Here is a 17,918-nt window from a genome sequence, read left to right on the forward strand (position 1 = left end):
CCGCGTAATCCAGGTTCGGCAGTTGGAGTTTGTCGTTCACTTGCCGGCCTCCACGGTGCCTGCGGTGGCTTTCGGGTCGGTGACCTGCATGTCCGTCATCGTCGCCTTGATCGCCGGGTTGATCACGTCGATGACCGGCTTCGGGTAGAAGCCGAGCACGATGATCAGCGCGATCAGCGGCGTGACGACGGCGGCCTCACGCAGCGACAGGTCCCGGCTCATCGCCTTGATCTCGAGCAGCTTCGGGTTCGTGGTGCCCTGCGTGGTGCGCTGGATCATCCAGAGCACGTAGCCGGCGGCCAGGATGATGCCAGCAGTGGCGATGACGGCCACCGTCTTGTTCACCGTGAACGTGCCGATCAGTACCAGGAACTCCGAGACGAACGGCGACGTGCCGGGCAGGGCGAGCGAGGCGAGACCGGCGACGAAGAACACGCCGGCCAGGACCGGCACGAGCTTGCCGGCGCCGCCGAAGTCACTCACCAGCGCGCTGCCGCGGCGGCTCACCAGCATGCCCACGACCAGGAACAGCAGGCCGGTCGCGAGGCCGTGGTTGACCATGTACAGCACCGCGCCGGTGCCCGCCTGGGTGGTGAAGGCGAAGATGCCGATGCCGATGAACCCGAAGTGGGCGATCGACGTGTAGGACACCAGCCGCTTCAGGTCCTGCTGGCCGATCGCCACCAGCGCGCCGTACACGATGCCGACCACCGCGAGCGTCAGCCCCAGCCAGGCGAAGTGCTTCGAGGCGTTGGGGAACAGCGGCAGGCAGTAGCGCAGGATGCCGAACGTGCCGACCTTGTCCATGACGCCGACGAGCAGCGCGGCCGAGCCGGCCTGCGCCGCGCCACCGGCGTCGGGCAGCCAGGTGTGAAACGGGAAGAACGGCGCCTTGATCGCGAAGGCGAGGAAGAAGCCGAGGAACAGCCAGCGCTCGGCGTTGACGCCGAAGTCGGCGGACAGCAGCGTCGGCCAGTCGAAGGTGTGACCGCCGAGGACCCACAGCCCGACCACCGCGGCGAGCATGAAGAGCCCGCCGACGAGGGAGTACAGGAAGAACTTGACCGCCGCGTACTGCTTCTGGTGACCGCCGTAGGAGCCGATGAGGAAGTACATCGGCACGAGCATGACCTCGAAGAACACGTAGAACAGGAACACGTCCTGCGCGGCGAAGACGCCGATCATCGTGGCTTCGAGGGCCAGCAGCAGCGCGAAGTACGCCGGCACCGACCGCTTGCTCTTGTCCGCGTCGTGCCAGGACGCGAGCACGACCAGCGGCACCAGCAGCGCGATCAGGGCGATCATGACCAGGGCGATGCCGTCGACCGCGAAGGTGAACTTGGCGCCCCACTGCGGGATCCACGTGTAGGACTCGCGGAACTGGAACCGCTCGCCGGTCGGCTTGAACTGCAGCCACAGCCCGACGGTCAGCGCCAGGATCAGCAGCGACCAGCCGAAGGCGGCGCGTTTGGCCAGCTCCGGTTTGTCCTTGGGCAGGAACGCGATCCCGGCCGCGCCGACGAGCGGCGCCACCGTGAGCACGGTCAGATACGGAAAGGAGCTCATCCGAACGTCACCGCCAGCATGGCGGCCACCACGAGCACCGCGCCTCCAAGGATGGACAGGGCATAGGAGCGCACGAAACCGGTCTGCGCCCGGCGGAGCCGGCCGGAGCCGCCGCCGATCCCCGCGGCGAGGCCGTTGACCAGGCCGTCGATGCCGCGGTTGTCGAGGTAGACCAAGGCCCGCGTCAGGTAGCGGCCGGGCGCCTCGAAGACCGCCTCGTTGAACGAGTCGGTGTAGAGGTTCTTGCGGGCCGCGGTGACCAGCGCGCCGGCCGGCTCCTCGGCGAGCGCGGTGCCGTTGCGGAACAGCGCCGCCGCCAGACCCGCGCCGGCGAGCGTGACCGCGATTGACAGCACTGTGATCAGCGTGTGGTTCAGCACCGGCTCGTGCTCGGTGTGCTCGCTGCCGTAGACCGGCGTGAGCCACTCGGGCACCGACGTCGACAGCAGGTAACCGGCGCCGAGCGAGCCGATCGCCAGCAGGATCAGCGGGATCGTCATGATCTTCGGCGACTCGTGCGGGTGCCGGATGTCGTCGGTCCAGCGCTCCGGTCCGTGGAACGTGAGCACGAACAGCCGCGTCATGTAGAACGCGGTCAGGCCGGCGCCGAGCAGCGCGGCACCGCCGAAGAGCCACGAGGTCCAGTCGCCGCGCTCGAACGCCGCGGCGATGATCGGCTCCTTGGAGAAGTAGCCCGACAGCGGCGGGATGCCGATGATGGCCAGCCAGCCGCACATGAACGTGATCCAGGTGATCTTCATGTACTTCCACAGCCCGCCGAAGCGGCGGATGTCGACCTGGTCGTGCATGCCGTGCATGACCGAGCCCGCGCCGAGGAACATGCCGGCCTTGAAGAAGCCGTGCGCCAGCAGGTGGATCAGGGCGAGCGCGTACGCGGCGCCGCCGAGGCCGACACCCAGGAACATGTAGCCGATCTGGCTGACGGTCGACCAGGCCAGGACCCGCTTGATGTCGTCCTTGGCGGCGCCGATGATGCAGCCCATCAGCAGCGTCAGCGCGCCGACCGCGACGACGACCGTCTGCGCCGTGGAGTTGGCGTCGAAGATCGGGTGCGAGCGGGCGATCAGGTAGACGCCGGCGGTGACCATCGTCGCGGCGTGGATGAGCGCCGACACCGGGGTCGGGCCCTCCATGGCGTCCGGGAGCCATGCCTGCAGCGGGAACTGGCCGGACTTGCCGGCGGCGCCGAGCAGCAGCAGGAGCGCCATGGTCAGGACCACGCCGCTGCTGAGCTTGTGCACGCCGTTGAAGACGCCGGCGTAGTCGACGGTGCCGAGGTAGGCGAACATCATGAAGATGGCGATCGCGAAACCGGCGTCACCGACGCGGTTCATGAGGAACGCCTTCTTACCGGCGGTCGCCGCGCTGGGCTTCAGATACCAGAAGGAGATCAGCAGGTAGGACGCGAGGCCGACGCCCTCCCAGCCGAAGTACAGCATCACGTAGTTGTTGCCGAGGACCAGCAACAGCATCGCCGCGACGAACAGGTTGAAGTAGCCGAAGAACTTCCGGCGGCCCGGGTCGTGGTCCATGTAACCCACCGCGTAGAGGTGGATCAGTGAGCCGACGCCGGTGATCAGCAGGACGAACATCGCCGACAGCGGGTCGAACAGCAGACCCAGGTCGACCTTGAAGTCCCCGACGCCGATGTAGTCCCACAGCTTCAGCTCGACGCCGCTGCGGTTCTCCAGCCCGCGGAGCGTGAAGAAGTAGGTCAGCCCCAGCACGAAGGACGCGGCGACGCTGAGCACGCCGAGCCAGTGTCCCCAGCGGTCGGCGCGCTTGCCGAGCAGCAGCAGCGCTGCCGCGCTGGCCAGCGGGATCGCGGGCAGCAGCCAGAACGTGCCCAGCCACCCGTTCGCCGCCGTGTAGGCGATTGGTTCCACAACCCGCTCCCTAGTACTTCAGCAGGTTCGCGTCGTCGACGCTTGCCGAGCGTCGAGTCCGGAAGATCGACATGATGATCGCCAGGCCGACGACGACCTCGGCCGCCGCGACGACCATGACGAAGAACGCCATGATCTGGCCGTCGAGCGTGCCGTTGATCCGGCTGAACGTGACCAGCGCGAGGTTGGCCGCGTTGAGCATCAGCTCGATGCACATGAACAGCACGATCGCGTTGCGCCGGATGAGTACACCCACCGCGCCGATCGTGAACAGGATCGACGCCAGGACGATGTAGTACGTCGGTGTCACTTCTCGGTCCCCTTAGGTGCGACGTCTGCCGACGTCAACTCCCGGGTCGGGAGGATCTTGGAGATGCTGCGGTCCGACGGCGTGCCGTCGGGCAGCCGCGCGGGCGTCGCCACCGAGTCGGAGGTGGAGAACACACCCGGGCCGGGCTTCGGCGCGGGGTAGCTGCCCGGCTGGAACCGGGCGAGCATCCGCTCCGGCTGGCTGATCTTGTCTTCCTTGCGCTTCTCGATGTGCGCCAGGATCATCGCGCCCACCGCCGCCGTGATCAGCAGCGCCGAGGTCACCTCGAACACCCACACGTACTTGGTGAAGATCAGCTTGGCCAGGCCGGTCACGTTGCCGGCGGCGTTCGCCTCGGTCAGGCCCTTCGGGTCGCTGTCGCCGAGCGCGTGGTACAGGGCGATGCCCAGCAGCAGCGACAGCCCGACGCCGAGCAGGATCGCCACCATCCGCTGGCCGCGCAGTGTCTCGATCAGCGAGTCCGAGGAGTCCCGGCCGACCAGCATCAGCACGAACAGGAACAGCATCATGATGGCGCCGGTGTAGACGATGATCTGCACCATGCCGATGAACGGGCCGGCCTGCAGGACGTAGAACACGCCCAGGCACAGCATCGTGATCACCAGGAACAGCGCGGAGTGCACCGCGTTGCGCGCCCAGACCATGCCGATGGCGCCGAGCACCGCGATCGGGGCGAGGATCCAGAAGGTGACGGCCTCGCCTCCCTTCACGTCACCGGCGGCGGCCAGCAGTTCCAGGGAGAGGTTCACGACTGACCCCCCTTGTAGTGCTCGGCGCCCGCGGACGTGCCGGGGTTGTCGAGCGCGCCGACGTAGTAGTCCTTCTCCGTCTCGCCGAGACGCATGTCGTGCGGCGGGCGCTCCATACCGGGCAGCAGCGGCGCGAGCAGCATCTCCTTGGTGAAGATCAGGTCGCGCCGATTGTCGCGGGCCAGCTCGTACTCGTTGCTCATGGTCAGCGAACGGGTCGGGCAGGCCTCGATGCACAGACCGCAGAAGATGCAGCGGGCGTAGTTGATCTGGTACGTCTGGGCGTACCGCTCACCGGGCGAGAAGCGCTCGTCCTCGGTGTTGTCGGCGCCCTCGACGAAGATCGCGTCCGCGGGGCAGGCCCACGCGCACAGCTCGCAGCCGATGCACTTCTCCAGGCCGTCCGGCCACCGGTTGAGGATGTGCCGTCCGTGATACCGCGGAGCCGGCGGCTTGCGCTGCTCCGGGTACTCCTCGGTGACCACCTTCTTGAACATGTGCGAGAAGGTGACCCCGAACCCCTTGAGTGTTCCACCGATACTCATGCCGACCCCTCCGCTTCGCTCCGGCGCCGGCCTGAGCCAAGCTGCAATTCCAATGAGCGGCCCGAGCCGCTCCGCTGGCCGCTCATGAGTTCTCCTTGCCGGTCGAGACGGGCTCGCGCTCGGCGATCACAAGCTTGGCCCGCGGGCTCGGCGGCACCTCGAGGTTCATAGGCGGCAGCGGGAAGCCCTTGCCGCCACCGACCCGGCCGCCTGGGTGTGCCTTCGGCATCTCGACGACCGTGACGTTGCGGCGCGACAGCGCGATCGCAACGAAGCCGAGCGCCAGAGCCGCCACGATGATCGCGACGGAGACGCCGATCTTGCCACCGGTGCTGAGGCTGTCGCTGTCGATCGTCAGCAGGATGCCGGCGAGCGACAGGATCCAGATCAGGTTGGCCGGGATCAGGACCTTCCAGCCGAACCGCATGAACTGGTCGTAGCGCAGGCGGGGCAGCGTGCCGCGCAGCCACACGAAGACGAACAGCAGCAGCAGGACCTTGATGGTGAACCACAGGACCGGCCACCAGCCCTGGTTGGCGCCGTCCCACAGCGAGATCGGCCACGGTGCCCGCCAACCGCCGAGGAACAGTGTCGTGCAAAGGCCGGAGACGGTGACCATGTTGACGTACTCGGCGAGGAAGAACAGCGCGAACTTCAGCGAGGAGTACTCGGTGTGGAAGCCACCGACCAGCTCCGACTCGGCCTCGGGAAGGTCGAACGGCGCCCGGTTCGTCTCGCCGACCGCGGCGGTGAAGTAGATCAGGAAGCTCGGCAGCAGCAGGATGCCGTACCAGGCGGGCAGGTCCGCGTTCCAGCCGCCGATGTCGACGGTGCCGTTGCCGGCCTGCCCCTCCACGATCTGGGAGGTCGACATCGTGCCCGCCACCAGGAAGACCGAGACGATCGACAGGCCCATCGCGACCTCGTACGAGATCATCTGGGCGCTGGAGCGCAGGCCGCCGAGCAGCGGGTAGGTCGAGCCGGAGGCCCAGCCGCCGAGCACGACGCCGTAGATGCCCATCGACGAGCAGGCCAGCACCAGCAGCACGGCCACCGGGATGTCGGTGAGCTGCAGCGGGCTGTGCGTACCGAAGATCGACACCGTCGGCCCGAACGGGATCACCGAGAACGCGGTGAACGCGCAGATCGTGGAGATCACCGGCGCGAAGAAGAAGACGACCTTGTCCGCGAGGCGCGGCATGATGTCTTCCTTGAACGCCAGCTTCAGGCCGTCGGCGAGCGACTGCAGCAGACCGAACGGCCCGTTGCGGTTCGGGCCCGGCCGGACCTGCATCCGGGCCACGACCTTGCGCTCGTACCAGATGGCGAAGAGCGTCATGACGACCAGGAACGCGAAGATCACGACGACCTTGGCGAGCACCAGCCACCAGGGGTCTTTGCCGAACTGGTCGAGGTTCTCGGCGAGGATCATGATTTGGTACCCCCAGTGCTGATCTCGACCAGCGCACCTTCGGCGACACCGAGCGTGCGGCGCAGGGTCGAGCCGGGTGAGTTCGTCGGGACCCAGACGACCCCGTCGACCATGTCGGTGACCAGCGCCGGCAGGGTGATCGCGCCCCGCCCGGTGCCGACCGTCACCGCGTCACCGTCGGCGACCCCGAGGTCGGCGGCGGTGCTCTTGGAGATCCGCACGACCGGCGTGCGCGCGGTGCCGGCCAGGTGGCCGTCGCCGTCCTGCAGCGAACCGCTGTCGAGCAGGTGGTGCCAGGACGCCAGGACCGCCTGGCCGCTGGTGGGCGAGGCGGCCGAACCGGCGGCCACCGTGGGCACCGCGACCCGCACGCTGGCGCGCAGGGCGGTCCCGGCCGTGGCGGTCCCGGGCAGCGGCAGCTCCGCGAGCGTGGCGAGCTGCGCCCGCGCCGCGGCGACGTCGCCGACGCCCAGCTCCAGGCCGAGCTCGCGACCGAGCGCGTCCAGGACGCGGGCGTCGCTCATCGCGGCCGTCTTGAGCACCGTGTCGAACGGGCGGACCCGGCCTTCCCAGTTGACGTACGAGCCGGTCTTCTCGACCGCCGGGGCGATCGGCAGGACCACGTCGGCCCGCTTCGCCACGGCGCTGAGCCGCAGCTCCAGGCTGACCACGAAGCCGACCGCGTCCAGCGCCTGCTCGGCGGCCTGCGGGTCGGACAGGTCGGCCGGGTCGACGCCGCCGACGAGCAGCGCGCCGAGCTGGCCGGCCCTGGCGGCGGCGATGATCGCGTCAGCGTCGCGGCCCGAGGCGCTGGGCAGGACGCCCGCGTCGAGCTGCCACGCGGCCGCGACCTCGCTACGGGCGGCCGGGTCGTAGACCGGGCGGCCGCCGGGCAGCAGGGTCGGCAGCGCGCCGGCCTCGACCGCGCCGCGGTCACCGGCGCGACGCGGCACCCACGCGAGCTTGGCGCCGGTCTCCTCGGCGATGCGCGCCGCGGCGGACAGGCCGCCCTCGACGCTCGCCAGCCGCTCGCCGACGAACAGGATCGCGCCGTCGGCCGACAGCGCCTCGCGCAGCTGCTCGGACGCGCCGAGCACCTCCGCCTCGGCGCCGGGCGCGGTGAGGATGACGGTCGAGCCGAGCTTCTCGAACCCGCGGCTGACGAACGGGGCGACCGCGTAGCTGGCCAGTCCCCGCTTCAGGTACGTCTTGCGGGCCCGAAGGAAGATGATCGGGCACTCCTCCTCGGGCTCCAGCCCGACGAAGACGACCGCGCCGGCACGCTCGATGTCGGCGTACGTGACGTCGACCCGGCCCGCGACGGACGAGCCGAGGAACTCGGTCTCCTCCGCCGACAACGGCCGGGCCCGGAAGTCGATGTCGTTGGTGCCGAGCGCGACCCTGGCGAACTTCGAGTACGCGAACGCGTCCTCGACCGTCAGCCGGCCACCGGTCAGGACGCCGACGCCGCCGTTGTCCTTCGCGGCGGCGAGCCCGGCGGCCGCGACCGTCAGGGCCTCCGGCCAGCTCGCCTCGCGCAGCTCACCGGTCTTGCCGTCGCGCACCAGAGGCTTGGTCAGGCGGTCGGTGGCGTTGGTGTACTGGAACGCGAAGCGGCCCTTGTCGCAGTTCCACTCCTCGTTGACCGCCGGGTCGTCGCCCGCCAGGCGGCGCATGACCTTGCCGCGGCGGTGGTCGGCCCGCTGGTCGCAGCCGGCGGCGCAGTGCTCGCACGCGTTGGGCGTGGAGACCAGGTCGAACGGCCGGGCGCGGAAGCGGTACTGCGCACTGGTCAGCGCGCCGACCGGGCAGATCTGGATCGTGTTGCCCGAGAAGTACGAGTTGAACGGCGCGTCGTCCTCGGGCGACTCGGGGTTGCCCCGGAAGACGCCGATCTGCTCGTTGGACGAACGCTCCATGAGGTCGATGAACTTGTCGCCGGCGATCTCGTCGGAGAACCGGGTGCAGCGCTGGCACAGCACGCACCGCTCGCGGTCGAGCAGCACCTGGGTGCTGATCGGCAGCGGCTTCGGGAACTCCCGCTTGTGCTCGACGAACCGGCTCTCGGACTGGCCGTTGCTCATCGCCTGGTTCTGCAGGGGACACTCGCCGCCCTTGTCGCAGACCGGGCAGTCGAGCGGGTGGTTGATCAGGAGGAACTCCATGATGCCCTCTTGGGCCTTCTTGGCCACTTCAGAGGTCACCTGGGTGCGGACCACCATGCCCTCGGCCACCGGCTGCGTGCACGAGGCCACCGGCTTGCGCTGGCCCTCCACGTCGACCAGGCACTGGCGGCACGCGCCGGCGGGAGCCAGCAGCGGGTGGTCGCAGAAGCGGGGGATGGAGATGCCGATCTGCTCGGCGGCCCGGATGACGAGGGCGCCCTTGGGTGCCTCGACCTCGATGCCGTCGATGGTCAGCTTGACCGTGTCGACCTTCGGAACGACGTCCGTCATCAGTGGGCTCCTACCAGTTCGCCCTTGAACATCGGGGTCTTGCGGCCCTCGATGTAGTCCAGGTAGTCCTGCTTGAAGTACTTGATCGAGGACGTCACCGGGCTGGTCGCGCCGTCGCCGAGCGCGCAGAACGAGCGCCCGAGCAGGTTGTCGCAGGCGTCCAGCAGGGTGTCCAGATCCAGGACCGTGCCCTGGCCGGCGAGGATGCGGTGCAGGATCCGCACCATCCAGTAGTTGCCCTCGCGGCACGGGGTGCACTTGCCGCACGACTCGTGGTGGTAGAACGCGATCCACCGGTACGTGGCGTACACGATGTCGTCCTGGTTGGAGAACACCTGGACGGCGGTCGTGCCGAGCATCGTGCCGACGCCCGCCATGCCCTCGAAGTCCAGCGGCACGTCGAGGTGCTCGTCGGTGAGCATCGGCGTCGAGGAGCCGCCCGGCGTCCAGAACTTCAGCTCATGGCCGGGCTGCATGCCACCGGCCAGGTCGATGAGCTGCCGCAGCGTGACGCCGAGACCGCACTCGAACTGGCCGGGGTTGTTGACCCGCCCCGAGATCGAGTAGATCTTCGGCCCGGGCGACTTCTCGGTGCCCATGCTGCGGAACCAGGCCGAGCCACCGAGCACGATGTACGGGACGCTCGCGATCGTCTCGACGTTGTTGACGACCGTGGGCGAGGCGTAGAGCCCGTGCGTGGCCGGGAACGGCGGGCGCAGCCGGGGCTGGCCGCGGTAGCCCTCCAGCGAGTCCAGCAGCGCCGTCTCCTCGCCGCAGATGTAGGCACCCGCTCCACTGTGGACGACCAGGTCGAGGTCGAAGCCGCTGCCGAGGATGTTCTTGCCGAGGTACCCCTTGGCGTACGCCTGCTCGACCGCGGCACGCAGGCGCCGGGCGGAGTGGACGGCCTCGCCGCGGATGTAGATCGCGGCGAAGTTGGCCCGGATCGCATAGGAGGCGATGATGACGCCCTCCACCAGCGAGTGCGGGTCGGCCATCATGAGCGGCAGGTCCTTGCAGGTGCCCGGCTCGCCCTCGTCGGCGTTGACCACGAGGTAGTGCGGCTTGCCGTCGTTCTGCGGGATGAAGCCCCACTTCATGCCGGTGGGGAAGCCGGCGCCGCCACGGCCGCGCAGGCCGGAGTCCTTGACCAGCTGGATCAGCTCGTCAGGGTGCGCCTTGAACGCCTTGCGCAGCGCGGTGTACCCGTCGAGCCGCTCGTAGACGTCGATCTTCCACGCGTCGGGCGAAAGCCAGCGCTTGGTGAGCACCGGCGTCAGCTTCGACAGCGACTCCCGCGAGGGCTGGTAGTCGAGGGTCACGGCTTCGCCTCCTCTTTCTTTTGAGGCAGCGGGCCGTCACCGGCCGGCTTTCCGTCCGAGGCGGCCTTCGGCAACGTCTCGGACGGCTTCGGTGCTTCTTCGGCCTTCTTGGTGATCGGCGTTTCCGGGTCGAAGCCGGGGACGGCGATGCCGAACCGCTCCGCGAGCCGGTTGCCGGCCAGGGTCGGCTCGCCCGCGGGGCCGTCGGCGATGACGTCGTCGCCCCGGTCGTCGGCGAAGCCTGCCAGCTGGACCGCCATCTCCTTGAGCGTGCACAGCCGCGTGCCGCGGGTCGGCTGCGGACGCTCACCGTTCTGCAGCTGCTTGACCAGCGTGAGCGCGCTGTCCTCGGTGATCTGGTCGAAGAACTCGTAGTTGACCGTCATCACCGGCGCGTAGTCGCAGGCGGCGAGGCACTCGGCGTGCTCGAGCGTGATCTTGCCGTCCGACGTCGTCTCGTCGTGGTCGACGCCCAGGTAGTCGCGCAGCGCCTCGTAGGCCTTGTCGCCGCCGAGCACGCCGCACATGGTGTTGGTGCAGACGCTGACGAGGTAGTCGCCGGTCGGCTTGCGCTTGTACATCGTGTAGAACGTCGCCACCGCGCCGACCTGCGCCTTGGTGATGTTCAGGACCTCGGCGCAGAAGGCGATGCCCTCCGGCGAGACGTAACCCTGCTCCGACTGCACCAGGTGCAGCAGCGGCAGCAGTGCCGAGCGCGACCGGCCCTCGGGGTACCGCGCGATGATCTGCCGCGCGCGTTCGCGCGTGACCTCACTGAACGCCATTAACGATCACACCCACCCATGACGGGGTCGAGCGAGGCGCCGCCCACGATGACGTCGGCGAGCAGCCCGCCCTCGGCCATCGCCGGAATCGCCTGCAGGTTGATGAAGCTGGGCTCCCGGTAGTGCACCCGGTAGGGGCGGGTGCCGCCGTCGGAGATCGCGTGGACGCCGAGCTCGCCGCGGGGCGCCTCGATCGGCACGTACACCTGGCCGGGCGGCACCCGGAAGCCCTCGGTGACCAGCTTGAAGTGGTGGATCAGGGCCTCCATCGACTGGCCCATGATCTTCGCGACGTGGTCGAGGGAGTTGCCGAGACCGTCGCCGCCGATCGCGAGCTGCGCCGGCCACGCGATCTTCTTGTCGGCGATCATGATCGGGCCGGGCTCGAGGCGGTCCATGGCCTGCTGGATGATCCGCACCGACTGGCGCATCTCGTTGAGCCGGACCTTGTAGCGGCCCCACGCGTCGGCGGTCGTCTCGGTCGGCACCTCGAAGTCGTAGGTCTCGTAACCGAGATACGGCTGCTGCTTGCGGACGTCCCAGCCGAGACCGGCAGAGCGCAGGACCGGACCGGTGATGCCCAGCGCCAGGCAGCCTGTCACGTCCAGGACGGCGACGCCCTGGGTGCGCTGCTGCCAGATGGTGTTGCCCGAGAGCAGCTCTTCATACATGTCGATGCGATCGGGCATCCAGCCGAGGAACTCGCGAATCTTCGCCAGCGCCTCGTCGGGCACGTCCTGCGCGACGCCGCCCGGGCGCACGTAGGCCATGTTCATCCGCAGGCCTGAGATCATCTCGAAGATGTCGAGGATGTACTCCCGCTCGCGGAAACCGTAGATCATCATCGACAGCGCGCCGAGCTCCATGCCGGTCGTCGCCAGCCACACGAGGTGCGACGCGACCCGGTTGAGCTCCATCATCAGCACACGGATCGTCGTGGCGCGGGGCGTGATCTGGTCCTCGATGCCGAGGAGCTTCTCCACCGCCATGCAGTAGCCGGTCTCGTTGAAGATCGGCGCCAGGTAGTCCATGCGGGTGACGAACGTGGTCCCCTGGGTCCAGTTACGGAACTCCAGGTTCTTCTCGATGCCGGTGTGCAGATAGCCGACGACGGTGCGGGCCTCGGTGACCGTCTCGCCCTCGAGCTCCAGGACCAGCCGGAGCACGCCGTGGGTCGACGGGTGCTGCGGGCCCATGTTGACGACGATGCGCTCTTCGGAACCCGCCTCGTTGACAACCGTGTCCCAGTCGCCACCGGTGACGGTGAAGACCTTGCCTTCCGTGGTCTCCCGGGCGCTGGCGTAATCGGTGCTCACTGGTAACTCCTCCGCTGGTCCGGCGGTGGGATCTCGGCGCCCTTGTACTCGACCGGCACGCCGCCGAGCGGGTAGTCCTTCCGCTGCGGGAAGCCCTCCCAGTCGTCGGGCATGAGAATGCGGGTCAGGTTGGGGTGGCCGTCGAAGACGATGCCGAACATGTCGTACGTCTCCCGCTCCTGCCAGTCGGCGGTCGGGTAGATCTGCGTGACGCTCGGCAGGTGCGGGTTTTCGGCGGTGATCGCCGCCTCCAGCCGGATCCGGCGGCGGAACGTCATCGAGGTCAGGTGATAGACGGCGTGCAGCCGCCGGCCGTCGGAGCCCAGGTAGTCGACACCGGACACCGATGACAGCAGCTCGAAGCGCAGCGCCGGGTCGTCCCGCATGATCTGCGCGACCTCGGCAATGCGCTCGGGCACGATGTGCAGCGTCAGCTCGCCGCGGTCGACGACGACCCGCTCGATCGCGTCGTTGAAGCCCGGGTAGGCCTCCTCGAGCCCGTCGACGACCTCGTCGAAATACCCGCCGAACGGGCGCGGGGAGTCCAGCTCGACCTCCCGGCGCCGGCGCAGACCGCCGAAGCCGGAGGTGTCGCCGGTGCCCTGCACGCCGAACATGCCCCGCCCTGCGGCGCTGGACGGCGGAAGCTGCGCCGGGGCGCCGAGCTCGGCACCGACCGGTTCTACGTCAGTCACTTCGCTCCTCCGGACAGGTTCGCCCGCTCTTCCATCCACTTCTGGATGCGCAGCTGCTCCTCGCGGCCCTGAGCGACGGCCTTGGTCCACTCGGCACGCTTGGCCTTGTCGAACCGATAGCTCGACGGCATTGCGCCAGGTGCCACGATCGGCGGACCGTCGCGCTCGACCCGGGCCTCGATCATGCGGCGGCGCCGGTCGCCGAGCGGCTCGGCCATCACCTTGTCGTGCAGCCGCAGGATCGCGTCGATCAGCATCTCGGGCCGCGGCGGGCAGCCGGGCAGATACATGTCGACGGGCACGATGTGATCGACGCCCTGCACGATCGCGTAGTTGTTGAACATGCCGCCGCTGGACGCGCAGACACCCATCGAGAGCACCCAGCGGGGCTCGGGCATCTGGTCGTAGATCTGGCGCAGGACCGGGGCCATCTTCTGGCTGACCCGGCCGGCCACGATCATCAGGTCGGCCTGGCGGGGGCTGGCCCGGAAGACCTCCATGCCGAAGCGCGCCAGGTCATAGCGGGCGGCGCCGGTCGCCATCATCTCGATGGCACAACAGGCCAGACCGAACGTGGCGGGCCAGAAGCTGGCCTTGCGCGACCAGTTGACCAGCTTCTCGACGGTGGTCAGCAGAACGCCGGTCGGTACCTTTTCCTCGATGCCCATGGCTCAGTCCCAATCCAGCCCGCCGCGCCGCCACACGTAGGCGAACGCGACGAACACCGTGACGATGAACAGGACCATCTCCACGAACCCGAAGACCCCGAGCATGCCGAAGTTCACGGCCCACGGGTACAGGAAGATGATCTCGATGTCGAAGACGATGAAGAGCATCGCGGTCAGATAGAACTTGACCGGGAAGCGACCACCGCCGACGGGCTGCGGAGTGGGCTCGATGCCGCACTCGTAGGCGTCGAGCTTCGCCTTGTTGAAGCGACGCGGCCCGACGAACGGGGCCGCCGCCACCGAGAACAGCGCGAAGGCTGCGGCGAGGGCGAAGAGTCCGAGGATAGGTACGTACGGCGCGAGCGACACTGTGCTGCTCCGTCCTTTCGGCGAGCCCGGCGGGGCTGCCGCCCCTGGGGACCACTCAAGCTGTATGCGGTTTAACACTATTCGGTGTTGTCCGGACGGCTTCGTCCGGGGCACCCCGAATGCGGCTTTGGGCTGTGGTTTTGTCTGTGCTTCTTGGTCCGTGCGCTGTCTTGCTTCTTGGTCTGTGTGCTCTGTCTTGCTCTGTCTTGCTGCGCCTGACGCTCAGGCTGCGGGTGCCATGCGGGTCATCGCGTTGATCACGCGGTCCATGGCGTCGCCGCCACGCGGATCCGTGAGGTTGGCGAGGAGCTTGAGCACGAACCGCATGAGCATCGGGTGGGGCATGCCGTGCTTGGTGGCCATCCGCATCACCTGCGGTTGGCCGATGAGCTTCACGAAGATGTTGCCGAGCCGGTAGTAACCGCCGTAGCGCGCCTTGAGCTCGGCGGGGTAGTTGGCGAGCACGCGCTCACGCGAGGTGCCCTGCGGGCGGGCGAGGGCCTGGATGGCGATCTCCGCGGCCAGCTCGCCGGACTCCATGGCATACGCGATGCCCTCACCGTTGAACGGGTTGACCATGCCGCCGGTGTCGCCCACCAGCAGCACACCGCGCGTGTAGTGCGGCACCCGGTTGAAGCCCATGGGCAATGCGGCACCCTGCGGCTTGCCGTCGGCGTTGGCCGGGTCGGACAGGCCCCACTCGGCCGGCGTGTTGTCCAGCCAGTCGCCGAGCAGCGTCTTGTAGTTGGTCTTGCCATACGCCACGCTGCTGTTCAGCACGCCGAGGCCGACGTTGACGCGGCCGTCGCCGAGCCCGAAGATCCAGCCATAGCCGGGCAGCAGCTTGTCGCCGGACTCCCGGCTGCGCAGCTCCAGCCACGACTCCAGGTAGTCGTCGTCGTGGCGGGACTCACTGCGGAAGTATTGCCGGACCGCGACGCCCATCGGCCGGTCCTCGCGCTTGGCGATGCCCAGCGCGAGCGCGAAGCGACCCGAGACGCCGTCGGCCGCGATGACCAGCGGCGCGCGGAACTCCAGCGGCTCCTTGTCGGGCCCGGTCGCGGTCACGCCTACCACCCGCCCGGTGCGGTCGAGGATCGGCCCGGTGACCGGCGTGCCGGTGCGCAGGATCGCGCCGGCGTCGGTCGCCGCGGTCGCCAGCATGTCGTCGAAGTCCATGCGGGTGCGGGTCAGGCCATAGTCGGGGTAGCTGGCGAGGTCGGGCCAGTCGAGCTCGAGCCGGATGCCGCCGCCGATGACGCGCAGGCCGCGGTTGTGCAGCCAGCCCTTGTCCTCAGTGGTGTCGATGCCCATCTTGATCAGCTGCTTGACCGCGCGGGGGGTCAGACCGTCGCCGCAGACCTTCTCCCGGGGGAACTCGGTCTTCTCCAACAACAGCACCCGCAGCCCGTGCCGGGCAAGGTGGAACGCGGCGGACGACCCGCCGGGCCCAGCGCCGACGACGATGACATCCGCGTCTTTTCCAGTGTCGGTCACAGCCGTCACCTCCTGCCCTTCGTCACGCTGACCGGTCGTTTCCGGCTCGTGAAAGTCTTCACAAAGTCCCTCTGGTGGGAGTCTAGAACCGTGAAGAGGCCCCCTGTCGGTTAGGCGACCCTAAGTTTTCACCCGGGCAGTCACCTAGATCCGCAAATCGGACGACAGGGCAGCGGACGGTCCAGTTCGACACTTGGCAAATAGCGATCATGACGCTGAGTTATCCACAGAAAATTCTTGTCCGTCGACAGACGGTTGGTGCATGACGATCCTCGGACATCATGAACCCCGGGCAGCCGGACCGTGACCGGCTCGACGCATACGCCGCTGACCAACGCGGACTCTTTACTCGTACACAGGCATTGGGCTGCGGATATACGAATCCGCGGATCAGGACCAAACTGCAGTCAGGCGACTGGACGGCGGTCGTCCGCGACGTCTTCGCCGACCGCGGCCTGCCGGTCACCCCACGCCTGCGCGACGTCGCCGCCCAGCTCGCCCTCCCCGGCGCCGTGCTCGCCGGCCCGTCCGCGGCCCGCTGGCACGGCTGGGACGTGCCGAGCGCCGAGACCTTCGTGGCGCTCCAGGCGCGCCGCCCCCGGCTCCGGCACGTGCACGTCGTGCCCCAGGAGGTGCCGGAGACGGATGCCTGCGTCGTCGACGGCCTCCGCGTCACCAGCCCCGAGCGCACCGTCTTCGACTGCGCCCGCCTCCTGCCCGACGGCGCGGCCTCGGCACTGCTCACCACGGCCCTGCAGGAGTGCTGGACGACCATGCCCGACCTGGCCACCCGCATCCGCGACGCGACCGGCCGGCACGGCACTCCACGGCTGGTCCGCCTGATCCGGGTGGTCGCACTCGGCAACCGCACCTCCGCCCAGAAGCTGGCCGGCAAGCTGCTGCAACGGGCCGGGATCTGGGGCTGGAGCCCTCACGAGCCGATCAGCGACCGCTGGGGTCTCATCGGCCTCGGCGACCTGGTGTTCCCCGAGGCGAAGCTGGTGATCGAGCTCGGCATCGACGAGCTGGAGGCGCCGGCCCCGCTGCGGGAGCGGCACACCCGGCTCGCCGCCGCCGGCTGGACGGTCGTCACCTATTCATGGAGCGACCTGACAACCCGGCCGTCCGACCTGGTGGCGGAGCTGCGCCAGCACCTGGACCGCCTGACCCCGGTCCGCTGGTGACCACGATGCCGCCGCCTCTACTGCTGCCGCCGGCATCGTCGCCGCTGCCGTTGCTGCGCCGGCCCCCTCGGCGGGCGTCGCTCCACCGAAAACCACGCCCGACGGCCCGCCCACCCCCAACCTCACTCCGGCACCCGCCGGCCCGCCCAGCCACCGCCGTCCTGCCACTAGCCACCGTCATCCGCTGTTCTGCCACCCACCGTGCCACCACTCACCGCCCGCGTCCGCCACCCGCCGTCGCACCATCCGCGGTCCCGTCGCCCACGGTCCCGCCGCCCTGCCGCCCTGCCGTCCGCCGTCCCGCCCGCCCGCGGTCCCCGCACGCTGCCGCCCTGCCGCCAGCCGTCCCGCCACCGCGGTCCCGCCGCCCACCGTCCTGCAGCCCACCATCCGCGGTCCCGCCGCCCTGCCGCCCTGCCGCCAGCCGTCCCGCCCACCCGCGGTCCCACCGCTCACCGTCCTGCCGCGCTGCCGCCCTGCCGCCAGCCGTCCCGCCCACCCGCGGTCCCACCGCTCACCGTCCTGCCGCGCTGCCGCCCTGCCGCCAGCCGTCCCGCCCACCCGCGGTCCCACCGCTCACCGTCCTGCCGCGCTGCCGCCCTGCCGCCAGCCGTCCCGCCCACCCGCGGTCCCACCGCTCACCGTCCTGCAGCCCACCATCCGCGGTCCCGCCGCCAGCCGTTCGCCCACCCGCCGCCCACCATTCGCGGTCGCGCCGCCCGCCATCTCGCCCACCCGCCGCCCACCATTCGCGGTCGCGCCGCCCGCCATCTCGCCCACCCGCCGCCCGCCGTCCGCCGCCCTGCCACTAGTGGTCCCACCATCCACGGTCCTGCGGGCCGCTGTCCTGCCGCCCGCCGTCCGCCGCCCTGCCAAGTGGTCCCACCATCCGCGGTCCTGCCGGCCGCTGTTCTGCCGCCCGCCGCTCTGTTACTCGCCGCCCGTTGCCCTGCCGCCCGCCTGTCGACCAGGTGGCCCGGTGGCTGTCGGCCCGTCGCCGCTGGGTCGTCTCGCGCGGGCGCCGCCATGATCGAAGTCGCCCACTGGCCGTTACGGCGATGGAAGACGTGGTCTGAAGGGGCTTGTCGATCGGTGA

15 protein-coding genes are annotated in these 17,918 nt (G+C 69.3%); 1 reads left to right on the top strand and 14 read right to left on the bottom strand.

The genetic code is table 11. From position 1 onward, the window contains the following. Positions 1–36: 36 nt before the first annotated feature. The 14 genes from OHA72_RS06955 to OHA72_RS07020 all read right to left on the bottom strand — a co-directional run bounded on the left by OHA72_RS06955 (position 37) and on the right by OHA72_RS07020 (position 15,638). Positions 37–1,566, bottom strand: coding sequence for an NADH-quinone oxidoreductase subunit M (locus OHA72_RS06955; protein ID WP_327007022.1), 1,530 nt, complete (start codon positions 1,564–1,566; stop codon positions 37–39). Beyond that, entirely contained in the window at positions 1,563–3,473 is a 1,911-nt protein-coding gene (gene nuoL / locus OHA72_RS06960) for an NADH-quinone oxidoreductase subunit L (protein ID WP_327007023.1), read from the bottom strand. The genes OHA72_RS06955 and nuoL overlap by 4 nt, the downstream gene beginning before the upstream one ends. A gap of 10 nt (positions 3,474–3,483) precedes the next feature. Continuing rightward, positions 3,484–3,783 carry an NADH-quinone oxidoreductase subunit NuoK gene (gene nuoK, locus OHA72_RS06965; RefSeq protein WP_033363255.1) on the bottom strand — a complete coding sequence of 100 codons (300 nt, stop codon included), beginning with the start codon at positions 3,781–3,783 and terminating at the stop codon, positions 3,484–3,486. Next, complete coding sequence (locus OHA72_RS06970) at positions 3,780–4,553, bottom strand: NADH-quinone oxidoreductase subunit J (protein WP_327007024.1); 774 nt, start codon at positions 4,551–4,553, stop codon at positions 3,780–3,782. Before OHA72_RS06970 ends, nuoK begins: the two co-directional genes overlap by 4 nt. After that, positions 4,550–5,098: an NADH-quinone oxidoreductase subunit NuoI gene (nuoI, locus tag OHA72_RS06975; RefSeq protein WP_327007025.1), complete on the bottom strand. Its 549-nt coding sequence runs from the start codon at positions 5,096–5,098 to the stop codon at positions 4,550–4,552. Before nuoI ends, OHA72_RS06970 begins: the two co-directional genes overlap by 4 nt. Positions 5,099–5,180: 82 nt before the next feature. Beyond that, entirely contained in the window at positions 5,181–6,533 is a 1,353-nt protein-coding gene (gene nuoH, locus OHA72_RS06980; RefSeq protein WP_442788700.1) for an NADH-quinone oxidoreductase subunit NuoH, read from the bottom strand. Then, positions 6,527–8,986, bottom strand: a complete 2,460-nt coding sequence (locus OHA72_RS06985) for an NADH-quinone oxidoreductase subunit G (protein WP_327007027.1) — start codon at positions 8,984–8,986, stop codon at positions 6,527–6,529. Before OHA72_RS06985 ends, nuoH begins: the two co-directional genes overlap by 7 nt. Continuing rightward, positions 8,986–10,308, bottom strand: a complete 1,323-nt coding sequence (gene nuoF / locus OHA72_RS06990; protein WP_327007028.1) for an NADH-quinone oxidoreductase subunit NuoF — start codon at positions 10,306–10,308, stop codon at positions 8,986–8,988. Before nuoF ends, OHA72_RS06985 begins: the two co-directional genes overlap by 1 nt. Then, the gene (gene nuoE, locus OHA72_RS06995; protein WP_327007029.1) at positions 10,305–11,093 is read right to left on the bottom strand and encodes an NADH-quinone oxidoreductase subunit NuoE; all 789 of its coding nucleotides are present in this window, start codon (positions 11,091–11,093) and stop codon (positions 10,305–10,307) included. Before nuoE ends, nuoF begins: the two co-directional genes overlap by 4 nt. Then, the gene (locus OHA72_RS07000; protein ID WP_327007030.1) at positions 11,093–12,409 is read right to left on the bottom strand and encodes an NADH-quinone oxidoreductase subunit D; all 1,317 of its coding nucleotides are present in this window, start codon (positions 12,407–12,409) and stop codon (positions 11,093–11,095) included. Before OHA72_RS07000 ends, nuoE begins: the two co-directional genes overlap by 1 nt. Then, entirely contained in the window at positions 12,406–13,104 is a 699-nt protein-coding gene (locus tag OHA72_RS07005; protein ID WP_442788526.1) for an NADH-quinone oxidoreductase subunit C, read from the bottom strand. Before OHA72_RS07005 ends, OHA72_RS07000 begins: the two co-directional genes overlap by 4 nt. Beyond that, positions 13,101–13,772: a NuoB/complex I 20 kDa subunit family protein gene (locus OHA72_RS07010; RefSeq protein ID WP_203849521.1), complete on the bottom strand. Its 672-nt coding sequence runs from the start codon at positions 13,770–13,772 to the stop codon at positions 13,101–13,103. The genes OHA72_RS07005 and OHA72_RS07010 overlap by 4 nt, the downstream gene beginning before the upstream one ends. Positions 13,773–13,775: 3 nt before the next feature. After that, positions 13,776–14,141: an NADH-quinone oxidoreductase subunit A gene (locus OHA72_RS07015; protein ID WP_327007031.1), complete on the bottom strand. Its 366-nt coding sequence runs from the start codon at positions 14,139–14,141 to the stop codon at positions 13,776–13,778. Positions 14,142–14,363: 222 nt separating this feature from the next. Next, a complete protein-coding gene (locus OHA72_RS07020) occupies positions 14,364–15,638 on the bottom strand; it encodes a geranylgeranyl reductase family protein (RefSeq protein ID WP_327007032.1) in 1,275 nt (424 codons plus the stop codon). A gap of 281 nt (positions 15,639–15,919) precedes the next feature. Here OHA72_RS07020 and OHA72_RS07025 point away from each other — a divergent pair, with 281 nt between their 5' ends. After that, a complete protein-coding gene (locus OHA72_RS07025) occupies positions 15,920–16,822 on the top strand; it encodes a type IV toxin-antitoxin system AbiEi family antitoxin (protein ID WP_327007033.1) in 903 nt (300 codons plus the stop codon). Positions 16,823–17,918: the final 1,096 nt, after the last annotated feature.

Origin of the sequence: Dactylosporangium sp. NBC_01737 (assembly GCF_035963215.1) — a bacterium.
Lineage (GTDB): Bacteria > Actinomycetota > Actinomycetes > Mycobacteriales > Micromonosporaceae > Dactylosporangium.

What these genes read in the sequence shown, in the direction of transcription:
- OHA72_RS06955 (WP_327007022.1), bottom strand. Translation starts at nt 1,566, where the DNA reads ATGAGCTCCTTTCCGTATCTGACCGTGCTCACGGTGGCGCCGCTCGTC.
- nuoI (WP_327007025.1), bottom strand. Translation starts at nt 5,098, where the DNA reads ATGAGTATCGGTGGAACACTCAAGGGGTTCGGGGTCACCTTCTCGCAC.
- OHA72_RS06985 (WP_327007027.1), bottom strand. Translation starts at nt 8,986, where the DNA reads ATGACGGACGTCGTTCCGAAGGTCGACACGGTCAAGCTGACCATCGAC.
- nuoE (WP_327007029.1), bottom strand. Translation starts at nt 11,093, where the DNA reads ATGGCGTTCAGTGAGGTCACGCGCGAACGCGCGCGGCAGATCATCGCG.
- OHA72_RS07010 (WP_203849521.1), bottom strand. Translation starts at nt 13,772, where the DNA reads ATGGGCATCGAGGAAAAGGTACCGACCGGCGTTCTGCTGACCACCGTC.
- OHA72_RS07025 (WP_327007033.1), top strand. Translation starts at nt 15,920, where the DNA reads ATGAACCCCGGGCAGCCGGACCGTGACCGGCTCGACGCATACGCCGCT.